The organism is Paenisporosarcina sp. OV554, from assembly GCF_003058165.1.
Taxonomy (GTDB): Bacteria; Bacillota; Bacilli; order Bacillales_A; family Planococcaceae; genus Paenisporosarcina.
Genome location: NZ_QBUC01000003.1, coordinates 43,080 through 64,483, shown reverse-complemented (window position 1 = coordinate 64,483; position 21,404 = coordinate 43,080). Strand labels below are relative to the sequence as shown.

At 37.6% G+C, this 21,404-nt stretch carries 22 protein-coding genes, 1 pseudogene and 1 riboswitch; of the genes and pseudogenes, 18 read left to right on the top strand and 5 right to left on the bottom strand.

Translation table 11 applies throughout. The features are described from left to right. Positions 1–127 precede the first annotated feature (127 nt). From C8K15_RS03915 to C8K15_RS03895, 5 genes are all read right to left on the bottom strand, one after another. Positions 128–1,579, bottom strand: a complete 1,452-nt coding sequence (locus C8K15_RS03915; RefSeq protein ID WP_108585132.1) for a catalase — start codon at positions 1,577–1,579, stop codon at positions 128–130. Between the two features lie 184 nt (positions 1,580–1,763). Continuing rightward, positions 1,764–2,231: an STAS domain-containing protein gene (locus tag C8K15_RS03910; protein WP_108585131.1), complete on the bottom strand. Its 468-nt coding sequence runs from the start codon at positions 2,229–2,231 to the stop codon at positions 1,764–1,766. Positions 2,232–2,296: 65 nt separating this feature from the next. Beyond that, entirely contained in the window at positions 2,297–2,617 is a 321-nt protein-coding gene (locus C8K15_RS03905) for a thioredoxin family protein (RefSeq protein ID WP_108585130.1), read from the bottom strand. A 71-nt stretch (positions 2,618–2,688) separates the two neighbouring features. Next, positions 2,689–3,003, bottom strand: a complete 315-nt coding sequence (locus tag C8K15_RS03900) for a spore coat protein (protein WP_108585129.1) — start codon at positions 3,001–3,003, stop codon at positions 2,689–2,691. Further along, complete coding sequence (locus tag C8K15_RS03895; protein ID WP_108585128.1) at positions 3,000–3,260, bottom strand: hypothetical protein; 261 nt, start codon at positions 3,258–3,260, stop codon at positions 3,000–3,002. The genes C8K15_RS03900 and C8K15_RS03895 overlap by 4 nt, the downstream gene beginning before the upstream one ends. A 420-nt stretch (positions 3,261–3,680) precedes the next feature. On the opposite strand from C8K15_RS03895, the gene C8K15_RS03890 reads away from it, so the two are divergent. The 18 genes and pseudogenes from C8K15_RS03890 to sufB all read left to right on the top strand — a co-directional run bounded on the left by C8K15_RS03890 (position 3,681) and on the right by sufB (position 20,545). Then, positions 3,681–6,047 (top strand): 3-hydroxyacyl-CoA dehydrogenase/enoyl-CoA hydratase family protein, encoded by a 2,367-nt coding sequence (locus C8K15_RS03890; protein WP_108585127.1) that lies wholly within the window; start codon positions 3,681–3,683, stop codon positions 6,045–6,047. A 30-nt stretch (positions 6,048–6,077) separates the two neighbouring features. Next, entirely contained in the window at positions 6,078–7,253 is a 1,176-nt protein-coding gene (locus C8K15_RS03885; protein WP_108585126.1) for an acetyl-CoA C-acetyltransferase, read from the top strand. Between the two features lie 284 nt (positions 7,254–7,537). Next, positions 7,538–9,322 carry an acyl-CoA dehydrogenase family protein gene (locus tag C8K15_RS03880; RefSeq protein WP_108585125.1) on the top strand — a complete coding sequence of 595 codons (1,785 nt, stop codon included), beginning with the start codon at positions 7,538–7,540 and terminating at the stop codon, positions 9,320–9,322. A gap of 80 nt (positions 9,323–9,402) precedes the next feature. Next, positions 9,403–9,762, top strand: coding sequence for an arsenate reductase family protein (locus tag C8K15_RS03875; protein ID WP_108585124.1), 360 nt, complete (start codon positions 9,403–9,405; stop codon positions 9,760–9,762). Positions 9,763–9,835: 73 nt separating this feature from the next. Beyond that, positions 9,836–10,216: a glycine cleavage system protein GcvH gene (gene gcvH / locus C8K15_RS03870; RefSeq protein ID WP_108585123.1), complete on the top strand. Its 381-nt coding sequence runs from the start codon at positions 9,836–9,838 to the stop codon at positions 10,214–10,216. A 160-nt stretch (positions 10,217–10,376) separates the two neighbouring features. Further along, positions 10,377–10,718, top strand: a complete 342-nt coding sequence (locus C8K15_RS03865; RefSeq protein ID WP_108585122.1) for a toprim domain-containing protein — start codon at positions 10,377–10,379, stop codon at positions 10,716–10,718. An 18-nt stretch (positions 10,719–10,736) separates the two neighbouring features. Beyond that, a complete protein-coding gene (locus C8K15_RS03860) occupies positions 10,737–11,045 on the top strand; it encodes a thioredoxin family protein (RefSeq protein ID WP_108585121.1) in 309 nt (102 codons plus the stop codon). A gap of 63 nt (positions 11,046–11,108) precedes the next feature. Further along, a riboswitch (SAM riboswitch) is annotated at positions 11,109–11,216 on the top strand. Between the two features lie 86 nt (positions 11,217–11,302). Next, entirely contained in the window at positions 11,303–12,328 is a 1,026-nt protein-coding gene (locus tag C8K15_RS03855; protein WP_108585120.1) for a methionine ABC transporter ATP-binding protein, read from the top strand. After that, positions 12,321–12,989: a methionine ABC transporter permease gene (locus tag C8K15_RS03850; RefSeq protein ID WP_108585119.1), complete on the top strand. Its 669-nt coding sequence runs from the start codon at positions 12,321–12,323 to the stop codon at positions 12,987–12,989. The genes C8K15_RS03855 and C8K15_RS03850 overlap by 8 nt, the downstream gene beginning before the upstream one ends. Before the next feature lie 56 nt (positions 12,990–13,045). After that, positions 13,046–13,864 carry a MetQ/NlpA family ABC transporter substrate-binding protein gene (locus C8K15_RS03845; RefSeq protein WP_108585118.1) on the top strand — a complete coding sequence of 273 codons (819 nt, stop codon included), beginning with the start codon at positions 13,046–13,048 and terminating at the stop codon, positions 13,862–13,864. Positions 13,865–13,944: 80 nt separating this feature from the next. After that, positions 13,945–14,112 (top strand): annotated as a pseudogene (locus tag C8K15_RS03840) (cation:dicarboxylate symporter family transporter); the annotation flags it as partial. Between the two features lie 125 nt (positions 14,113–14,237). Next, on the top strand, positions 14,238–14,768 hold the full coding sequence (locus C8K15_RS03835; RefSeq protein ID WP_233260373.1) for a hypothetical protein: 531 nt from the start codon (positions 14,238–14,240) through the stop codon (positions 14,766–14,768). Positions 14,769–14,927: 159 nt separating this feature from the next. Then, positions 14,928–15,086 carry a YuzK family famiily protein gene (locus C8K15_RS20535; RefSeq protein WP_199224059.1) on the top strand — a complete coding sequence of 53 codons (159 nt, stop codon included), beginning with the start codon at positions 14,928–14,930 and terminating at the stop codon, positions 15,084–15,086. A gap of 285 nt (positions 15,087–15,371) precedes the next feature. After that, positions 15,372–16,151, top strand: a complete 780-nt coding sequence (gene sufC, locus C8K15_RS03830) for a Fe-S cluster assembly ATPase SufC (RefSeq protein WP_108585116.1) — start codon at positions 15,372–15,374, stop codon at positions 16,149–16,151. Positions 16,152–16,168: 17 nt separating this feature from the next. Next, a complete protein-coding gene (sufD, locus tag C8K15_RS03825; RefSeq protein ID WP_108585115.1) occupies positions 16,169–17,473 on the top strand; it encodes a Fe-S cluster assembly protein SufD in 1,305 nt (434 codons plus the stop codon). Then, complete coding sequence (locus tag C8K15_RS03820; protein WP_108585114.1) at positions 17,473–18,702, top strand: cysteine desulfurase; 1,230 nt, start codon at positions 17,473–17,475, stop codon at positions 18,700–18,702. The genes sufD and C8K15_RS03820 overlap by 1 nt, the downstream gene beginning before the upstream one ends. Further along, the gene (sufU, locus tag C8K15_RS03815) at positions 18,692–19,129 is read left to right on the top strand and encodes a Fe-S cluster assembly sulfur transfer protein SufU (protein WP_108585113.1); all 438 of its coding nucleotides are present in this window, start codon (positions 18,692–18,694) and stop codon (positions 19,127–19,129) included. The genes C8K15_RS03820 and sufU overlap by 11 nt, the downstream gene beginning before the upstream one ends. Before the next feature lie 18 nt (positions 19,130–19,147). After that, complete coding sequence (gene sufB, locus C8K15_RS03810; RefSeq protein ID WP_108585112.1) at positions 19,148–20,545, top strand: Fe-S cluster assembly protein SufB; 1,398 nt, start codon at positions 19,148–19,150, stop codon at positions 20,543–20,545. The last annotated feature ends 859 nt before the right edge of the window (positions 20,546–21,404 follow it).

Genomic DNA, 21,404 nt, shown 5'->3' with positions numbered 1-21,404 from the left:
AAAGTAAGTAAATATTAGTAAGAGCAAAATATAAAAAAGAGTTTTTCCATCTGTTTTAACAGTACGGAAAAACTCTTTTAATATCAAATCTAAAATAGGAAAGTAAACATCTATTTAGTTATTAATTTTATAAATATAGATGAACTTCAACGTTTGCACCTTCAGCTAATGCATGTCCTAATGATTCATCTGCTCTGTGGAAGTTTGCAATCGCTCGACCTACGATATCGCGATTTTCAATGCCAGAGAACTGATCAAGTAAGTTTTTAATTAATGCTTGTTTTGTCGATTCATCATAACTTCTATAAATTTCACCAGCTTGACCGAAGTTATTTGTTTTTTCGATTGCGTTTTTACCCGCAACTCCTGAAATTGGTTGATCAAATTCTTTGAATTCAGGCACTTCTTTTGGTTCTGAGTCGAAACTATTTGGTTCGTAATTTACGCGAGACGTTTGTTGTCTAAATGGCATAGCGCCGTCACGTTGGTTATTTGAGAATGGACATTTTGGTGCATTTATTGGCAACTGTAAGTAGTTTGCACCAATACGGTAGCGTTGTGTATCTGAGTAAGAGAACAAACGACCTTGCAACATTTTATCTTCAGATGGTTGTATACCCGGTACTAGAACACCTGGATTGAATCCAACTGATTCTGTTTCTGCAAAGAAGTTGTCTACATTTCGATTTAAAGTCATTGTTCCGACCAACTCATAAGGGAAGTCTTTCTCTAACCAATCTTTCGTAGAGTCAAGTGGATCAAAGTCAAAGTTATCCATGTCTTCAGGTTTCAAAGTTTGAACAAATAAATCCCATTCTGGATAGTCTCCACGCTCAATTGCTTCATATAAATCACGCGTTGCATGACTGAAATCTTTTCCTTGCTGTTCAGCCGCTTCTTCGATTGATAAGTTTTTCACGCCTTGTTTAGGCACCCAACGTAGTTTCACATATGTAGTTTTTCCTTCTGCTGAAATCCATTTGAACGAATGGACAGAAGAACCACGTAGGTGACGGTAATCTTGTGGAATTCCTTCATCTGTAAATAAGTGAATTAACATATTTGTCGATTCAGGGGATAAGCCCATGAAATCAAAAAGACGTGCAGCATCTTGAAGATTTGTGCGTGGATCTGGTTTTAATGAATGAATTACGTCTGGGAATTTAATTGCATCTCGGATAAAGAATACGGGCAAATTATTACCAACAAAATCATAGTTGCCTTCTTCTGTATAAAATTTCACAGAGAAGCCACGTGGGTCACGAGCCGTCTCAGGAGAGTGGAGTCCGTGAATTACTGTTGAGAAGCGAGCGAACAATGGAGTTTCTTGTCCTTCATTTTGTAAGAATGCAGCTCGAGTATATTTTTTCATACTATTTTTCAAAACAAATTTACCATGTGCAGCTGCACCACGAGCATGAACAACACGTTCTGGCACACGTTCACGGTCAAAATGAGCTAATTTTTCTATTAATTGATAATCCTCCATAAGTGTTGGTCCGCGTTCACCGGCTGTGCGTGAATTTTGATTATCACCAATCGGCACTCCTTGGTTGGTTGTTAAATGTTTTTTCATCATTTCCACTCCTTATTTATAATCATTACAAAAAAGTACTAATTCAAATGTAAAGTATATTAAACTAATTTTCAAGTAATAAGGTACTAGAAGTTTTTAATAGATTTGAAGCATATGAAGTAAGGAAAAGTAAGAAGAAAGAATATCCATTAATTAGGTTTTATCCAAAATAAAAAGCAATCAGTATTCACCGAATAGTGTGAAGTGACTGGTTGCTTTCTTGTAATAAACGTTTAAGAGCTGCACGAAAACTTACATATGTTTCAATTTCTACATGAATACCTGCATGAACAATTTCACGAACGAAACGAGGATTAAATCCAACGTACATTGGACGGATGCCCATCAGTTTTAGCGAACTGTTTAATTTAAAAATCTCAGTAGCTAAATCATTATAGTCAAATGATGCAACATCTTCAACGGAGACACCGGTAAAGTCGAAAATTGCTTGCTCAGTATCACGGTTATCTCCTGCATATTGAAGAGCTTTAGTTTGTATCATGTCAAAACGTTCTTTAAACATATATCCTGCAATAGGTATCAATATTGTGCCAGGTACCACTGAAGGAATGACGGGGGCAGACATATTATTAATAATATTTTCGTAATACTTAATCTTGTCTTTTAATTGCTTTACTTCTATTTCTTGTGACATCTTTGTCCACTCCGATAGTTGCTATTTTCATTTAGTATAGCAAAAAAAAAGGACAGACACATGGTCTATCCTTTTTGGCTTTGAAGAAATTCAGTTACTTGATCAGGTGATTTTGCGTTTGCACTATGCAAATGAGCTTTTTTCTCGTTGTTCTGATAAATTAAAAGACTTGGAATCCCCATAACATCATATTGTTCAGCGATTTCAGGCAGCTCATCGCGATTTACTTCATACCATGTATATTGCTTGTATTCTTCAATAATTGGGTCGATGAACATATCCATACGTGTACAATCAGGACACCATCCTGCAGTGAATTTCACGATGACTTCTTTATCTGAAGAAATAATATCATTAAATTGTTCAGTAGTAGTAATTGAGTTCATGTCTGTTCCTCCTAATGTGCTATAGGAACAGTTTACACCGTTTCACTTCAGACGGATAGCAAATTGTATTATTATTGTAGCTGTTGTTTGTACTCTTGGAATTGTTGTGTCACTTGTTTGATTTCTTGTGGGTCAGCCGGAGTGAGTGTATACCATCCATGAGTGAATAGTAAGTCATAAAAACTTCGTTGTTGTTTAGAAGTATTTCTTAATTGTGTGAAAATAATTTGGTACAAAGCGTCATGGCTAGCTTCGTGCATTGCCGTTGCATAAGATCCGCATAAAGATTTTTCTGTAGAAAGCGCATCATTTAGAATGTCGCGATCATTTAGTTGTGGTGTTTCAGCATAAGGTGTTTCTGGATTTTTTACGGTTTGTTGATTCACGAAACTGATCCTCCTTCATTTTGTTTTAAAAGCTTCAGTAATTCATCATAATGATTGCTATGCATTTGTTCAGCTGCTTCAAATTCCTTTTTTAAATCTGGAAGCTGACAATTTTCAGCAGCCCAATTCATTTTTTTTGCAGCCAATAAATTCCAGGACATCATATCCTTGAAATAGCTGAAATCTTTTGTTGAAACCATTTTTGGTGGTTCTGGGAAAACCATTTGCTGCTCTTTTGGTTGTGAAAACAAGTTCATTTACTGTTCCTCCTTAAGATTTCTCTATTTAGTGTGAGAAGAGTTAAATATTATATACACAACTTTCTGCAATTTTTAGGAAAAACACATAAAATTTATTTCCTTCTATAAAGAAAAGACATATCACTAACATGTTGGGAATAATATAAGTTATGTGTCTGAAGCTATTTAATCCTTTGTCCGTCAAACAGAGAATAACTTCACACTCGTCAAAAAAAAATCATATAATGCCTATGACGGGAAGTTAAATTGATGTCTGACAAAAACTATTTTTCATTCAAAAAATCATTTCACATTATCATTTAAATATTGCGAAAAAGGCGATAATGAAATAGACTAATTGTTATAGAGGTTGTTTCTATTTTTTTTGACTAAAAAATGAATGAGTATTCATTCAAAAAAATAAAGGAGGCTTTGCACGTGACTTATCAAATTAAAAAAGCTGCAGTTTTAGGTTCTGGTGTGATGGGTTCAGGTATTGCAGCTCACTTAGCAAATATCGGGATTCCTACATTATTGCTTGATATGGTACCTCGCAATTTATCAGATGAGGACAAAGCAAACTCAAAAGCTCGCAACCAAATTGCACAAGGAGCTTTAGACAAACTACTTAAGCAAAAGCCTGCACCATTAGCGTCAAAGAAAAATCTTGCCTTATTGACGGCTGGAAACTTTGAAGACGACTTAGATAAATTAAAAGATGTTGATTGGATTATTGAAGTAATTGTAGAGAATCTGGAGATTAAAAAAGGTCTTTACGAAAAAATTGACGCAGTTCGCAAGACGGGAACTATCGTCAGTTCTAACACATCAGGTATTAGCATTAACGCAATGGCTGAAGGACGCTCGGAAGATTTCCAAAAACACTTCCTTGGTACACATTTCTTCAATCCACCACGTTATTTGAAATTGCTTGAAGTGATTCCAGCAACTACAACATCGACAGAAGTAATTGAATTCATGAAAGAATTCGGAGAAGACCGCCTTGGAAAAGGTGTTGTAATAGCGAAAGATACACCAAACTTTATTGCCAACCGTATTGGAACGTATGGCCTTCTTGTCACACTTCGTGAAATGTTAGCTAGAGGTTATTCGGTGGGTGAAGTTGATTCGGTCACGGGTCCTGCTATTGGACGTCCTAAATCTGCAACTTTCCGTACTCTTGATGTCGTTGGTCTTGATACGTTTGGACACGTAGCAAAAAATGTATTTGATCAAACAACTGGTGACGAACAAAAAGTGTTTGAATTGCCATCGATGATTACCAAAATGCTTGAAAATGGTTGGTTAGGAGCAAAATCTGGGCAAGGGTTCTTCGTTAAAAATGGGAAAGAAATACTCGAATTAAATCCTGAAACGATGGAATACGAGCCTGTGAAAAAATTAAAAACACCTTCACTGGAAATGGCAAAACAACAAAAAGGTCTTGCTGTAAAAGTGAAAACGTTAACATATGCAAAAGATCGTACGGGTGAATTACTTTGGAGCATTCTAGCACCTACGCTTGCGTACTCTGCAAAATTACATGGCGAAATTGCTGATGATATTGTGGCAATTGACAATGCAATGAAGTGGGGCTTCGGTTGGGAGCAGGGTCCATTTGAAATATGGGATGCCATTGGCGTAAAAGAATCAGTCGAAAAAATGAAAGCGGAAGGCTTAGAAATTCCAGCTTTCGCACAAAATTTACTCGACCAAGGATTTGATTCCTTCTATAAAGAAGACAATGCTGAGACGTATTTTTTCAATGGTCAAGATTACGCAGCAGTTCCAACGAATGAAAAAGTAATGAACTTGAAACAATTTAAGAAAAAACACGGAGTAATCAAGAAAAATTCTGGAGCTAGTTTAATAGATTTAGGGGATGGTATTGCATTACTTGAATTCCATTCACAGTCTAATGCCATTGGACTCGATATTATTCAAATGATTAACTTTGCAGTGGATGAAGTTGAGAAGAATTTTAAAGGTCTTGTTATTGGAAACCAAGGAAAAAATTTCTGTGTTGGCGCGAACCTAGGCATGATTTTAATGGAAGCACAAGATGATAATATTTTTGAACTTGATTTTGTTGTTCGTTCATTCCAAAACGCGATGCTGAAAATTAAATATAGCCCAAAACCAGTAGTAGCAGCACCTTTCGGTATGACACTAGGAGGCGGAGCAGAAGTTTGTTTACCTGCTGCACATATTCAAGCTTCTCATGAAACCTATATGGGATTAGTAGAAGTTGGAGTTGGCCTGATTCCTGGTGGTGGTGGGAATAAAGAATTATATATGAAACATTTAAAAGGCTTACCAAATGGCGTACACATTGATTATCAATATGTGGCAAATAAAGTGTTTGAAACGATTGCCACGGCTAAAGTATCGACTTCAGGTGAAGAAGGACGTGAAAATAATTTCTTAAACTTTGTTGATGGTATTAGTGTTAATGCTGATCACTTAATCTATGATGCGAAACAAGCAGCGCTTTCTTTATATGAAAATAACTACAAAGCACCACTTCGTGAAAAAGTACCCGTAACAGGTGAATCAGGTTATGCCACTCTATTACTTGGAGCTGAAGGGATGTTCTTATCAGGATTCATTAGTGAGCATGATTTGAAAATCGCGAAGAAATTAGCTTATGTAATTGCGGGCGGAAAAGTCCCATATGGCACGTTAGTTGACGAACAATATTTGCTCGATTTAGAGCGTGAAGCATTCTTAAGTTTAGTAGCTGAATCAAAATCTCAAGCCAGAATGCAAAACATGTTGGTGAAAGGAAAGCCACTTCGTAACTAATGTTACGTGTGGTAAAGAGGAGGAGAACTTATGCGCGAAGCAGTAATAGTAGCAGGTGCCAGAACACCTGTAGGGAAAGCGAAAAAAGGCTCCCTTGCAACAGTGAGACCAGATGATTTTGGTGCATTAGTAGTAAAAGAAACGTTAAAACGAGCGGGTGGCTACGATGGTCCAATAGACGATTTAATTTTAGGTTGTGCAATGCCTGAAGCCGAACAAGGAATGAATGTTGCGCGTAATATCGGGGCACTTGCAGGTTTACCAGATACTACACCTGCTATTACAGTCAACAGATTCTGTTCATCTGGCCTTCAATCAATTGCATATGCAGCAGAACGTATTATGCTCGGCCACTCACAAGCAATTATTGCAGGTGGCGTTGAGTCTATGAGTATGGTGCCAATGATGGGGAATACCATTCGACCAAACGCAACATTAGCAGAAACTGCTCCACAATACTATATGGGTATGGGTCATACAGCTGAACAAGTTGCAGTGAAATATGGTATCACACGTGAAGATCAAGACGCATTTGCAGTTCGATCACATGAACTAGCAGCAGCAGCCATTGCATCTGGAAAATACAAAGATGAAATTGTACCAGTGGAAGTGTTGAAACGTTATCTTGATGAAAATCATAAAGCGCAAGAAAAGAAATTTATGTTTGATATGGATGAAGGTGTTCGTGTCGGCACGAACATGGAGACACTCGCAAAACTTCGTCCAGCTTTTAACGCACGCGGTACTGTAACTGCAGGTAATGCATCTCAAACGTCTGACGGTGCAGGTGCTGTGCTTGTCATGGATCGTGAAGTTGCGACTGCTCAAGGGTTGAAACCAATGGCCAAATTCCTGTCATTTGCTGTAGGCGGCGTACCTCCAGAAATTATGGGAATAGGACCTATTGTAGCAATACCAAAGGCGTTAAAAATTGCAGGACTATCTATTGAAGACATTGACTTATGGGAATTGAATGAAGCATTTGCTTCCCAATCCATTCAAGTAGTTCGCCATTTAGGAATTGACATCAATAAAGTGAATGTCAATGGTGGTGCAATTGCACTTGGCCATCCACTTGGTGCCACAGGTTCGATTTTAACGTTAAAAATGATCCATGAATTAAAACGTCAAGGTAAGCAGTTCGGTGTCGTCACGATGTGTATTGGTGGGGGCATGGGTGCAGCAGGCGTATTTGAAATACTTTAATAAAAAGCTATGTTAAATATTGATTTTGATATTCCGCAAAACAGCTACACTTTCCTAGGGCGAGCGCCAAGACTCACGGACTGCCCGCGGACAGCGTCCGCCTGTTTCTGTTTCTGCATCGCTTTGCTAGCTTCGAAACATGGAAGTGAGTTGCATCGCTACGCTAGCTTCGAAACATGAAGGGCGTTGTAACGGAGATCAAAAGTATAGATTAATAGAGCCTAACAAAAAGTAAAACAAAAAGTTCTACAAATATAGATTAAAAAAACAGGAGGAAAATAAACATGACAAACACAATCGCTAACATGATTAAAGGCGGAAGTTTCTTAGTTGAAGACGTAACATTAGACCGTGTATTTACACCAGAAGACTTTACAGATGAGCATAAAATGATTGCAAAAACAACGGAAGACTTCGTATTATCAGAAGTTGTACCGGTTCTTGACAAACTGGAAAATCATGAATTTGAACATTCTGTAAAACTCTTAAAATCTGCAGGAGATATCGGTTTACTAGGTGCAGACGTTCCAGAAGAATATGGTGGTCTTGCCTTAGATAAAGTTTCTTCAGCTCTAATTGCCGAAAAAATGTCTCGCGCAGGTGGATTCTCCATTACTCATGGTGCACATGTAGGTATTGGTTCATTACCAATCGTTCTTTTTGGTAATGAAGATCAAAAGCAAAAGTATTTACCGAAGCTTGCTACAGGTGAGTTAATCGCGGCGTACGCATTAACAGAGCCAGGTTCAGGGTCAGATGCATTAGGTGCTAAAACGACTGCTAAACTAAATGCAGAAGGCACGCATTACGTATTAAATGGTGAAAAACAATGGATTACCAATGCAGGTTTTGCTGATGTTTTCGTTGTGTATGCAAAGATTGATGGAGACAAATTCTCTGCTTTCATCGTTGAACGTGAATTCTCCGGTGTGTCAGTAGGTGCTGAAGAGAAGAAGATGGGAATCAAATCTTCTTCAACTCGTACATTAATTCTTCAAGACGCTCAAGTACCTGCTGAAAACTTACTTGGTGAAGTTGGTCGTGGTCACGTCATTGCATTCAACATCTTAAACATTGGTCGTTATAAATTAGGAGTAGGTACAGTAGGTGCTTCAAAACGTGCATTTGAATTAGCGGTAGCATATACAAATCAACGTCAACAATTTAAAACGCCAATTTCTTCTTTCAATTTAACAAAAGAAAAATTAGCGACAATGGCTTCAAGACTTTATGCTTCAGAAAGTTTAATTTATCGCACTGTAGGTTACTTTGAAGATCGTATGAGTCAATTGAGTACAGATGAGCAAAAAGACGGAAAAGCAATTGCAGCATCGATTGCAGAATATGCAATTGAATGTTCAATCAACAAAGTCTTCGGTACAGAAGTTTTAGATTATATTGCTGATGAAGCAGTGCAATTACACGGTGGTTATGGTTTCATGCAAGAGTACGAAGTAGAGCGCATCTACCGTGATTCTCGTATTAACCGTATTTTTGAAGGAACAAATGAAATTAATCGTCTACTAGTACCAGGAACTTTCTTGCGTAAAGCAATGAAAGGAGAGCTACCTCTTCTTCAAAAAGCTCAAGCACTCCAAGAAGAGTTGTTAATGATGATGCCTGAAGAGATTGAAGATGCTCCATTAGCTCAAGAAAAAATGCTTGTCCAAAATGCTAAAAAAATAGGATTATTAGCAGCTGGTTTAGCTGCACAACGTTATGGGACAAAACTTGAAACAGAACAAGAAGTGCTAGTAAACATTGCGGACATCGTCAATAACATATTCGCAATGGAATCAGCGGTTCTTCGTACTGAAAAAGCCATCCAACGTGTGGGTGCTGAGAAAGCAAACCAAAAACTTTTATATACACAAATCTTCTGTCAAGAAGCATTTGAATGTATAGAAAAAGATGCGAAAGAAACATTAATTGCAGCGGTTGAAGGTGACAACTTACGTATGATGCTATCTGCACTTCGTAAATTAACACGTTCTACTCCTTATAACGTGATCGCGAAAAAACGTGAAGCGTCTGTTAAATTAATTGATGCTGAAAAATATATCGTTTAATTAAGAAATCCGAACGCTTCTGAAGAGGCGTTTGGATTTTTCTTTGGTAAAATGAATTAAATCGAGGAGGTTGAAGAAGGATGGCAATAACCTATTACGGATATCCTAAATGTGGAACATGTCGAAAAGCAAAAGCTTGGTTAGATGCAGAAGGGTTAGAATATCATGATGTACATATTGTAGAAACACCCCCAACAATAGAAGAATTGAAAAAAATCGTGGAGACAAGTGGTCTGTCACTCAAGAAGTTCTATAATACAAGTGGCATGAAATACCGTGAGCTTGGATTGAAAGATAATCTTCCAACTATGTCAGACGATGAACAATTTGAATTGCTATCTTCAGACGGAATGTTAATTAAGAGACCTCTCGTTACAGATGGCTCAAAAGTTACATTGGGATATAAAGAATCGGATTTTATTGAGAACTGGAAACGGTAATATCTGTTCTTGTTTTTAGGGAAAGATTATGTCAAACTGAAGTTGAATATATTACATATTTGGAGGGTTATTAATGAGCACACCAAAAGATTTACGCTACTCTGAAGAACACGAATGGGTTAAAGTTGAAGATGGGAAAGCACGCATCGGTATTACACACTTCGCTCAATCTGAGCTTGGTGATATTGTATTCGTTGAACTTCCTCAAGTAGGCGACGATATTAAAACAAACGAACCATTTGGCAGTGTTGAATCTGTTAAAACAGTTTCAGAGCTTTATGCACCAATCAGTGGAAAAGTAGTAGAAGTTAACAGTGAATTAGAAGACAGTCCTGAATTTGTTAATGAATCTCCATACGAAAATGCATGGATGGTTGTTATCGAACCTGCTGATGTTAAAGAAGTAGACTCATTAATGACTGCTGAACAATACGAAAAAATGACACAAGAGTAAAACGTTAGTAAAACGCCGACATGTGTTCGGCGTTTTTTTCATATATCGAGTATAAATTTGAATTTAAAAGGCGCATTAAAAGCTTCGAGTAGGTAACGATAAAGGTATGGTAACAGCTTTTAATATATCCTTATAAATGAGTCTAGCAAGGAGTGATCCCATGCTTTCAGGGAGAGTAATCGTGGTAGAAGGTCGTTCAGATAAACAAAGAATACAAAAAGTTCTAGCAGAACCTATTGAAATTATTTGTACGAACGGAACGGTCAGCGCATCTCGTTTAGAAGAGTTACTTTTTCCTTATGAGCATGATGAAATGTATATATTTGTGGATGCTGATAGTTCAGGTGAGAAATTACGTGCGCTCATTAAACGTGAATTTCCTGAGGCTTTGCATTTATATACAGATGTTACTTATCGTGAAGTCGCGACAACCCCTTTGAAAGTCATTGCGAGCATTTTACTCGGAGCAAATATTGAAGTAAAATCGCAATTTATCGTTTAAACTAAAAGGATGAATATAATGAAAGAATGGACAATTACTGAGTGGGAAACTATTTCACAAAACGCTAATGTTACAGCATATTACCTATATACTCCTTTGTGTGGAACTTGCAAAATTGCTTCCAAAATGATGGATGTGGTGGAAGATCTCTTACCAAATGTGGAAATAGGCAAAGCGAATTTGAATTTTGTAGAACATTTAGCGGATGACCAGCAAATTGAAAGTGTCCCTTGCTTATTAATTTCTGAGAATGGACAAATCACTGGAAAAATTTACGCTTTCCACTCAGTGCCGTATCTCTACAATCGATTGAGAAAAAATATTTGACGTTCACATTTGAACGTGTTACATTATCAGTCGGAACAATAAACCAAAACTTAATATCGTAAACTCTTATAAAGAGAGGCTGAGGGAAGTGCCCGATGAAGCCCGGCAACCGTCACAAATTTGTGAAATGGTGCCAAATCACTCAAAGTATTTTGCTTTGACAGATGAGAGAACGGTCTAACGTATATAACTATGCAATTAGTCCCTTCTGCTTTTCTGCGGAAGGGACTTTTTAAATTCAGAGGTGAACTAGAGAAATGATTCAATTACAAAACTTATCAAAAACATTTATAACAAGTAATGGTCAACTTATTGCTGTAGATGATGTCAATTTAACTGTTGAACAAGGAGAAATCTTTGGCATTATCGGCTATAGTGGTGCAGGTAAAAGTACATTAATTCGATTGTTAAATGGTTTAGAAAAACCGACTTCAGGAAGTGTAACAGTTAACGGACAAGAAATATCATCAAGCTCAGGTCAAGCACTTCGAAGTGCAAGACAAAAAGTTAGCATGATTTTCCAACACTTTAACTTACTGTGGTCTCGAACAGTTGAAGATAATATTTCGTTCCCACTTGAAATTGCAGGAATTAGCAAAACGAAACGCATAGAACGAGTAAAAGAGTTAATCGAACTTGTTGGTTTAACTGGGAGAGAAAAAGCATATCCTTCTCAATTATCTGGAGGACAAAAACAACGTGTTGGAATCGCGCGTGCACTTGCTAACAACCCCGAGGTATTGCTTTGTGACGAAGCAACATCGGCGCTTGACCCAGAAACAACGGATCAAATACTAGAGTTGCTTGTGGATATTAACAAACGCTTAGGCTTAACAATCGTACTCATAACACATGAAATGCATGTTATTCGCAAAATTTGTCATCGCGTCGCGGTCATGGAAGCAGGGAAAGTGGTTGAGATGGGTTCAGTACTCGAAATCTTCCAAACACCTCAACAGGACATTACGAAACGCTTTGTAGCACAAGTTAATGGTCCAGAAGAAGCCAGTCAAACAATTGCTCATCTTATCGAGCAATATCCTTTTGGCAAACTCGTGAAACTCGTGTTTGTTGGAGATCGAACTGAACAACCTATACTCTCAAGGCTTATTAAACAATATCAAGTCGAAGTAAATATCGTACAAGGTAATATTACACAAACTCAAAATGGTGCATACGGAACATTGTATTTGCAAATTGATGGGGATACTTTAGCGATTAATCAAGCAATTGACTATTTACATGAACAAGAAGTTCATACGGAGGTGATCTCACATGATTGAAAACCTTCTACCTAATGTTGATTGGGAAAAAATGTGGGAAGCTACACTTGAAACACTTTATATGTCTGCAATGGCCACGGGATTCACATTTGTAATTGGTCTTGTACTAGGTATTTTGCTATTTTTGACGAGTCCACATCAACTATGGGCAAATAAAATCGTGTATTGGTTAACAGGTGCATTTGTCAACATCTTCAGATCCATCCCATTTATCATCCTAATCATTTTGTTAATTCCGTTTACTAAGCTTTTACTTGATACCATTCGTGGTGCAAATGCAGCATTACCTGCACTTATCATTGGTGCAGCTCCATTTTATGCTCGAATGGTGTTAATTGCTTTACGTGAAATTGATAAAGGAGTAATCGAAGCAGCTCGCTCAATGGGTGCAAAGACTACGACAATTATTTGGAAAGTGTTATTACCTGAATCACTTCCAGCATTACTTTCAGGACTTACAGTTACTGCTGTTGCGCTTGTTGGGTATACTGCGATGGCAGGTATTATTGGAGCGGGCGGATTAGGTAACTTGGCATTCTTAGATGGCTTCCAACGTAGTCGTGAAGATGTAACGATCGTATCGACGATTCTCATCTTAATTATTGTTTTTATCATCCAATGGATTGGCGATGCCATCACTTCAAAAGCAGATAAGCGTTAATTGGTGCCTGCGAGTAAAACTCGATCACATATTTTAAGGAAAAGGGAGAGACAATCATGAAGAAACTTGTAGCAGGAATTTTATTATCGGTAAGTGCAATCACACTAGCAGCATGTGGTGGAGATGGAGAGTCTTCTGGAGGTAACAAGGAATTAGTAGTAGGAGCATCAAACACTCCGCACGCTGAAATCCTCGAACAAGCGAAACCATTGCTTAAAGAAAAAGGGATTGACCTTGAAATCGAAACATATCAAGACTATATTTTACCGAACAAAGATTTAGAATCTGGTGATTTAGATGCTAACTACTTTCAACATATTCCCTACTTAGAATCACAAATCTCTGACAACAACTATGATTTTGTCAATGCTGGCGGTATTCACATTGAACCTATCGGTGTTTATTCTAAAAAATATAAATCATTAGAAGAACTTCCTGAAGGTGCAACGATTTTAATTAGTAATTCAGTTGCTGACCATGGTCGAGTTCTTTCAATGTTAGAAGCAGAAGGATTAATTAAATTAGCTGAAGGTGTTGATAAAACAACGGCTGAAGTGAAAGATATCGTTGAAAATCCAAAAAACTTGGAATTCGATGCAGAATACGAAGCGGCACTTCTTGTTCAATTGTATGAAAACGAAGAAGGAGATGCGGTCTTAATTAACTCAAACTATGCAATCGATGCTGGGTTAAACCCATTAGAAGATTCAATCGCTATTGAATCTTCAGATTCTCCATATGTAAATATTATTGCTACACAAGCAGGTAATGAAGACAGTAAAGAAATTAAAGCTTTAGTAGAAGTATTGAAATCTAAAGAAATTCAAGATTTCATTTTAGAAGAATGGGGCGGCTCAGTCGTTCCAGTTAAATAATATAAATGAAAAGACGTCGGGTTCCGACGTCTTTTAATTTTGCGGAAAAAATAGACCCGCTTTATCATGAATTGCGGTGCTTGGTAGCCATCGGTTTACTTAGCTCGATGCTCGGATTTAATGAAACGATGATTGCATTAATGATTGCTATTTAATTATCACAAGATAGCTTTGGCACGGTAACTAATGTAACAGGTGATGGCGCATTAGCATTAATTGTGAACCGTTTTTCACCTGATAAATCTTAAAAAATCTAATGAAATAAAAATTTAATATTCAATCATTTCCGACTATTTGGTAATTTATTTACAGGTGAATTTCGCTATGGTAATATAACAAAGTAAATATTCCCAAAATTGAAGGAGATTGAATGATGAAAAAACTATTATTGCTTATTGCTTCACTTTCTTTAGTTCTTGCAGCTTGCTCTGGAGACAAAGAAGAGAAGAAGGATACAACTACTGAAGGAACAAAAACATCAGAAGAAAAAGTGAACCCTGCTGGAGATATGATGAAGTTTTACTTATCAATTTCTCAATCTATTAATGCTGTAGATGCAGATTTAAACGCTTTTGAAACTGCAAAAGCTGAAGAAGCACTTCCTAAAGGTGCTGAACTTAAAACGATGCAAGATGCTGCGAAAGTAGCTGCAGATAATGCTGCTGTTAAAGTAGAAGAATTAGAAGTTCCTGCTGAATTAAAAGATCATCAAGAAACAATTGACTCAGCATTAAACAAAATGCAAGAAGCTTATACAATGAAATCAGAAGCATTAGCTGCTGAAGGTGAAGTTGTATTAGATGAGGCAAATGCAAAATTTGAAGAGGCTGACGCTGAATTAAATAAGGTACTTGAAGAAGTAGGCTTAGCAGGATCAAGCATTTTCAACGAAGTATCACTATAAGAAAAATTCGTCCGTTCAATCGGACGAATTTTTTTTGTTTAACTTTATGTCAGTTGGGTAAATATACAAATGTGAAGGATAACAACTCGGAATATTGGGTTGAAAACTTGAAAGGAATGATTCACTATCCAATCACTAGATTTCACCTACACAGAACGTATGGACCAAGCATTTAGAGGCGCACATGGAGTTGGGTTGTCCGATTATCAACATAATTCAAAACTTCGATTAAAAGTCGAAATGGAACGTGAGCGCGATCATGAACTTGGCCAACAAATGGCTGCTCGATTAGAGCGTCAAGCCCATCGCGAAGTATAATGAATATATTGGTAAAGTCAATGAGTTAGGTCTCATTGGCTTTTTTTATTATTCGGATGAAATCGATTCTCAATTAGAAGCACTTTATTGAAAATGAAGTTGAGCAGTTAAAGGCTATGACATAATCATGCTAATAATAGCGAATTCAGATGTATTAAACGATTTTAATATATTAAAAGGGTCGTCTAAAAGATTTGCATGGGTTCGATAATTACGATAAGATTAGAATGATAATAAATTAAGAATGGAATTTACCATTCATTTATACATTATGGAGGTAGTAAAATGTCGACTTTAGTTATTCAAGATCTTCACGTTGCCATTGATGGTAAGGAGATTCTTAAAGGGTTAAACCTTACACTTAATACAAACGAAATTCATGCAATAATGGGACCAAATGGTACTGGTAAATCAACTTTAGCATCGGCTATCATGGGTCACCCGAAATATGAAGTAACTTCTGGTTCTGTCACTTTAGACGGTGAAGATGTACTTGAAATGGAAGTAGATGAGCGCGCACAAGCAGGTCTTTTCTTAGCTATGCAATATCCTAGTGAAATTACAGGAGTTACAAATGCTGATTTCTTACGTTCAGCAATGAACTCTCGTCGAGAAGAAGGCGATGAAATTTCAATCATGAAATTTATTCGTGAGCTTGATTCGAAAATGGAATATCTTGAGATGGACCAAGATATGGCTCAACGTTATTTAAATGAAGGATTCTCAGGCGGGGAAAAGAAACGTAACGAAATTCTTCAATTAATGATGATTCAACCTAAGTTCGCTATTCTTGACGAGATTGATTCAGGTCTTGATATTGATGCTCTTAAAGTGGTTTCAAAAGGAATTAATCAAATGCGTGGAGAAGGTTTTGGTTGCTTAATCATTACCCATTACCAACGCTTACTTAACTATATAACACCTGACAAAGTCCATGTGATGATGCAAGGTCGCGTAGTAAAATCTGGCGGTCCTGAACTAGCTCATAAATTAGAAGCTGAAGGTTACGACTGGATTAAAGAAGAATTAGGAATTGAAGACGAGACTGTAGGTCAAGAAGCGTAAGGAAGGGAGACATACAAATGACGGTTGAAACAAAATTGGCATTAACCGAACAAGATGTACGCTCCTATTCAACTGCGAAACAAGAACCTTCTTGGTTTGCTGAATATCGTGTACAAGCCTTGCAAGCGGCAGAACACTTGCCAATGCCTACGCCAGATAAAACAAAAATTATTAATTGGAACTTCACTAATTTCCCAGTACATACAGTAGAAAGCAAACCTTTTGCTTCTCTTACTGAATTACCGGAAGAAGTGAAATCCATTGTAACTGATGAGCAAAAAAGTGTGTACATTCAACGCAACAATACACCTGCTTACTTACAAGTTTCAGATGAATTAACTGCGCAAGGTGTTATTTTCACAGATATTTCAACAGCTATCCGTGAACATGGTGAGCTTGTTAAAAAATATTTCATGACGAATGGCGTTAAAACTGACGAGCATAAACTTGCTAGTTTACATGCGGCCTTAGTAAATGGTGGGGTATTTGTATACGTGCCTAAAAATGTTGAATTAGTAGAACCTATCCAAGTAGTTTTCTTACATGACGATGCTCAAGCTTCTTTATTTAACCATACAATTGTTGTGGCAGATACAAATAGCTCAGTAACATATGTTGAAAACTATCTTTCAACTGTTCCCGAAGGTTCAGGAATTGTAAACATTATTTCTGAAGTGTTTGCTGAAGACAATGCACACATCACTTATGGTGCTGTTGATGTCCTAGCATCAGGAATTACAACTTACGTAAACCGACGAGGTATCGTAAATCGTAACGCCCGCATTGATTGGGCTCTTGGTTTAATGAATGATGGGTATACCATTTCTGAGAACGTTACACACTTAGTGGGTGATGGCTCGTATGGAGATACTAAAATGGTGACTGTAGGACGAGGGAAACAAAAACAAAACTTTACAACTAAAATAATCCACTGGGGTAAACACTCAGAAGGACATATCTTGAAGCATGGTGTAATGAAAGACGAAGCCTCTTCTATTTTCAACGGAATTGGAAAAATCGAACATGGTGCTACAAAATCAAATGCGGTGCAAGAGTCACGCGTATTAATGTTAAATGAAAAAGCTCGTGGAGACGCAAACCCAATTCTTTTAATTGATGAAGATGATGTAACTGCAGGACATGCTGCCTCAGTAGGCCGCGTTGATCCTCTTCAACTTTATTATTTAATGAGTCGTGGTATTTCTAAACAAAATGCAGAACGATTAGTAATTCATGGTTTCCTTGCGCCAGTTGTTAATGTATTGCCAATTGAAGGCGTTAAAAAGCAACTGACGGAGGTAATTGAAAGGAAAGTGCGCTAATGATCAGTAAAGACATTCGAAGCTATTTCCCTATATTAAACCAAGAAGTGAACGGCTTTCCGCTTGTCTATCTTGATAGTGCGGCGACTTCTCAAAAACCCGTTCAGGTCATTGAAGCTTTAAAGAAATATTATGAGTTTGATAATTCCAACGTTCATCGTGGAGTTCATACACTTGGGAATCGTGCGACTGAAAGTTATGAAGGTGCCCGTGAAAAGGTACGTAACTTTATTTCTGCTAAATCCACGCAAGAAATAATTTTCATGCGTGGAACAACGACTGCTATTAATACAGTTGCACAAAGTTATGGCGTTGCGAATGTACAAGAAGGTGATGAAATTGTCATCACCTATATGGAACATCATTCAAATATTATTCCTTGGCAACAACTGGCTAAAGAAAAAGGGGCAATCTTAAAATACGTTGACTTAGAAGAAGACGGAACATTGTCTATAGAAAAAGTCCGTGCAACAATTACTGAACGAACGAAAATCGTGTCGATCATGTATGTATCAAACGTCCTTGGAACGATGAATCCAATAAAAGAAATCACACAAATTGCCCATGAAAATGGCGCCATTATGGTGGTTGATGGTGCACAAGCTGCCCCTCATTTACGTGTAGATGTACAAGATTTAGATTGTGATTTCTTCGCTTTCTCTGGACATAAAATGTGCGGTCCTACTGGAATCGGCGTATTATATGGTAAAAAAGAGTTGCTTGAGCAAATGGAACCTGTTGAATTTGGCGGTGAGATGATTGACTTTGTTGGATTGTATGAATCAACATGGAAAGAACTCCCTTGGAAGTTTGAAGGAGGAACGCCAATTATTGCAGGTGCTGTCGGTTTAGCTGCGGCAATCGATTTCTTAGAGGAAATTGGGCTTGATGAGATCGAGAAGCATGAACATAAACTCGCAGCATATGCTATGGATCGTATGTCTACAATAAATGGATTAACTATTTACGGACCTCAAGATCCTGGTAAAAGAGCAGGAATTGTTACGTTTAATCTAGATGATGTGCATCCTCACGATGTTGCAACTGTTCTGGATATGAACGGGATTGCTGTTCGTGCTGGACACCACTGTGCGCAACCATTAATGAAATGGTTGCAAGTAACAGCAACTGCTCGTGCAAGCTTCTATTTATACAACTCGGAAGAAGATATTGACCGATTAGTAGCAGGACTTAGCACAGCAAAGGAGTATTTTAACGATGTCTTTTAATAATTTAGATCAACTATATAGAACAGTGATTATGGATCATTACAAAAAGCCTCGTAACAAAGGTATGCTCGAAGATAGCGTTACAATAGAAATGAATAATCCTACTTGTGGTGATCGTATTCATTTGACTTTACAAGTTACGGACGGGATTGTTGAAAATGCTAAATTTGATGGTGATGGTTGCTCTATTTCAATGGCTTCTGCATCGATGATGACGGTAGCTGTTAAAGGGAAACCAATCGATGAAGCGTTAAAACTTTCGACGATTTTCTCAGATATGATGCTTGGAAAAGAACTTGATGACTCTATTGACCTTGGTGATATCGAAGCTTTATCTGGTGTCGCTAAGTTTCCGGCACGTATTAAGTGTGCAACACTTGCTTGGAAAGCCATGGAAAAAGGTGTAGTAAACGAATCACATTCGTAACAGAACGGAGGAAAGATGATGGCTAAAAAAATGCCTGAAATGGGCGATTACAAATATGGTTTCCATGATAAAGACGTATCTATTTTCCGTTCAAAACGTGGATTAACACGTGAAATCGTAGAAACCATCTCAAATATGAAAGAAGAACCTCAATGGATGTTAGACTACCGTCTAAAATCTTTGGAGATCTTTTACTCAAAACCAATGCCACAATGGGGCGGCGACATGGCTTCCCTAAACTTTGATGAAATTACGTACTATGTAAAACCATCTGAAGCTACAGAAACTTCTTGGGATGAAGTACCTGAGGAAATCAAACGAACGTTTGACAAACTTGGTATTCCAGAAGCAGAGCAAAAGTATTTATCAGGTGTATCTGCTCAATATGAATCTGAAGTCGTTTATCACAGCATGAAAGAAGAACTTACAGACTTAGGAATAATATTCAAAGATACTGGTGCAGCTCTTCGTGAAAATGAAGAACTTTTCAAAAAACACTGGGCTACAGTTATTCCAAACTCTGATAACAAGTTCTCAGCATTAAATTCAGCAGTATGGTCAGGCGGATCATTCATCTATGTACCACCAGGTGTTAAAGTGGAAACTCCCCTGCAAGCATACTTCCGCATTAACTCTGAAAACATGGGTCAATTCGAACGTACGTTAATCATCGTTGATGAAGGCGCACATGTTCACTATGTTGAAGGTTGTACAGCACCAGTTTATACAACTAACTCACTTCACAGTGCAGTCGTTGAAATCATTATTAAAAAAGATGCATATTGCCGTTATACAACGATTCAAAACTGGGCAAACAACGTCTATAACTTAGTAACGAAACGTGCAGTATGTGATGAAAACGCGACGATGGAATGGATTGATGGTAACATCGGTTCTAAATTAACAATGAAATACCCAGCAGTCATCTTAAAAGGTGAAGGTTCACGTGGTATGACATTGTCAATTGCTATTGCTGGTAAAGGTCAGCATCAAGATGCTGGCGCGAAAATGATTCACTTGGCACCAAATACTTCATCTACTATTGTTTCGAAGTCAATTTCGAAGCAAGGTGGGAAAGTGACGTATCGTGGGATTGTTCGTTTTGGTCCTAAAGCATCAGGAGCACGTTCAAACATCGAATGTGACACATTGATTATGGATAACCTATCTACTTCAGATACAATTCCATATAACGAAATCTTGAATGATAATGTATCTTTAGAACATGAAGCAAAAGTTTCAAAAGTGTCTGAAGAGCAATTGTTCTACCTAATGAGCCGAGGCATTTCACAACAAGAAGCAACAGAAATGATCGTCATGGGCTTCATTGAGCCATTCACTAAAGAATTACCAATGGAATATGCAGTTGAGATGAACCGTTTGATTAAGTTCGAAATGGAAGGTTCAATCGGTTAATTCATATCTAAAATAAACCTCGCCCTTTGGCGAGGTTTATTTTTTTTGCAAGAAAAGGTTGTCAATATCTCAATACGGAAATTTAGTCTAGTTAGTTTAACCACACAAACACGGAGGTTTCGTGGGCCTTGAAACGCAATTAACTTCACCTTTATCTATTGAATGAATAAGAGGAGAGAAGTGACGTCTCTCCTCTCGACTTATTTATCTAGAACATGGTGTAGCAGACGAAGCTTCCGAAGCGACCTGAAAACCTTTTTAGCTTACAAATACATCTTAAAGTACTTTACTATTCAGGTTTCCAGTGAGCTTTGGAAAGCAGCAGGCTGCATCTTTACCTAATGAATAATGGAAGAGGCGGATGTGACGATGTCACATCCGCCTCTTACTATTACAGGTAATCTTGCGGCTCAGTTGCTTTCGTCGCTCCCTTACAACCTTTATGCAATTTGTTTTTTGATTTAGGTTTACTAAACAATCGTCACTATCTTTAACTAACCAAGTATCCTCGGCCGAATATCTACTTAAAGGAATCCTGCGATTCACTAGTAAACGAAAGTAACATAACTGTGAGAGACCAGGTAGTAAGGGAGCGAAGGAAGCACGCTCGCAGCAAGATAATCAGAATAAAGAGAGTTGGGCGGGTGACGAAGTCACAAGCCCAACTCTTTATTCTCTAGATTATAGTGCAGCAGAAGATGCGTCCGAAGCGCACTGAAAACCTTCTTACTTCAGAGTGGAAAATATCAAACTGTCTTATATTTTTCAATAGAGTGGTCTGAAATAAAATAAGCTGAACGAGACCGAAATATAGTCTTCGGCCGAACATCTACATAAAGAAATCCAGCGATTCACTAGT

Coding starts and splice junctions, on each gene's coding strand:
- C8K15_RS03915 (WP_108585132.1), bottom strand. CDS start 1,579: ATGATGAAAAAACATTTAACAACCAACCAAGGAGTGCCGATTGGTGAT.
- C8K15_RS03910 (WP_108585131.1), bottom strand. CDS start 2,231: ATGTCACAAGAAATAGAAGTAAAGCAATTAAAAGACAAGATTAAGTAT.
- C8K15_RS03905 (WP_108585130.1), bottom strand. CDS start 2,617: ATGAACTCAATTACTACTACTGAACAATTTAATGATATTATTTCTTCA.
- C8K15_RS03895 (WP_108585128.1), bottom strand. CDS start 3,260: ATGAACTTGTTTTCACAACCAAAAGAGCAGCAAATGGTTTTCCCAGAA.
- C8K15_RS03885 (WP_108585126.1), top strand. CDS start 6,078: ATGCGCGAAGCAGTAATAGTAGCAGGTGCCAGAACACCTGTAGGGAAA.
- C8K15_RS03880 (WP_108585125.1), top strand. CDS start 7,538: ATGACAAACACAATCGCTAACATGATTAAAGGCGGAAGTTTCTTAGTT.
- C8K15_RS03875 (WP_108585124.1), top strand. CDS start 9,403: ATGGCAATAACCTATTACGGATATCCTAAATGTGGAACATGTCGAAAA.
- gcvH (WP_108585123.1), top strand. CDS start 9,836: ATGAGCACACCAAAAGATTTACGCTACTCTGAAGAACACGAATGGGTT.
- C8K15_RS03865 (WP_108585122.1), top strand. CDS start 10,377: ATGCTTTCAGGGAGAGTAATCGTGGTAGAAGGTCGTTCAGATAAACAA.
- C8K15_RS03860 (WP_108585121.1), top strand. CDS start 10,737: ATGAAAGAATGGACAATTACTGAGTGGGAAACTATTTCACAAAACGCT.
- C8K15_RS03855 (WP_108585120.1), top strand. CDS start 11,303: ATGATTCAATTACAAAACTTATCAAAAACATTTATAACAAGTAATGGT.
- C8K15_RS03850 (WP_108585119.1), top strand. CDS start 12,321: ATGATTGAAAACCTTCTACCTAATGTTGATTGGGAAAAAATGTGGGAA.
- C8K15_RS03845 (WP_108585118.1), top strand. CDS start 13,046: ATGAAGAAACTTGTAGCAGGAATTTTATTATCGGTAAGTGCAATCACA.
- C8K15_RS03835 (WP_233260373.1), top strand. CDS start 14,238: ATGAAAAAACTATTATTGCTTATTGCTTCACTTTCTTTAGTTCTTGCA.
- C8K15_RS20535 (WP_199224059.1), top strand. CDS start 14,928: ATGGACCAAGCATTTAGAGGCGCACATGGAGTTGGGTTGTCCGATTAT.
- sufC (WP_108585116.1), top strand. CDS start 15,372: ATGTCGACTTTAGTTATTCAAGATCTTCACGTTGCCATTGATGGTAAG.
- sufD (WP_108585115.1), top strand. CDS start 16,169: ATGACGGTTGAAACAAAATTGGCATTAACCGAACAAGATGTACGCTCC.
- C8K15_RS03820 (WP_108585114.1), top strand. CDS start 17,473: ATGATCAGTAAAGACATTCGAAGCTATTTCCCTATATTAAACCAAGAA.
- sufU (WP_108585113.1), top strand. CDS start 18,692: ATGTCTTTTAATAATTTAGATCAACTATATAGAACAGTGATTATGGAT.
- sufB (WP_108585112.1), top strand. CDS start 19,148: ATGGCTAAAAAAATGCCTGAAATGGGCGATTACAAATATGGTTTCCAT.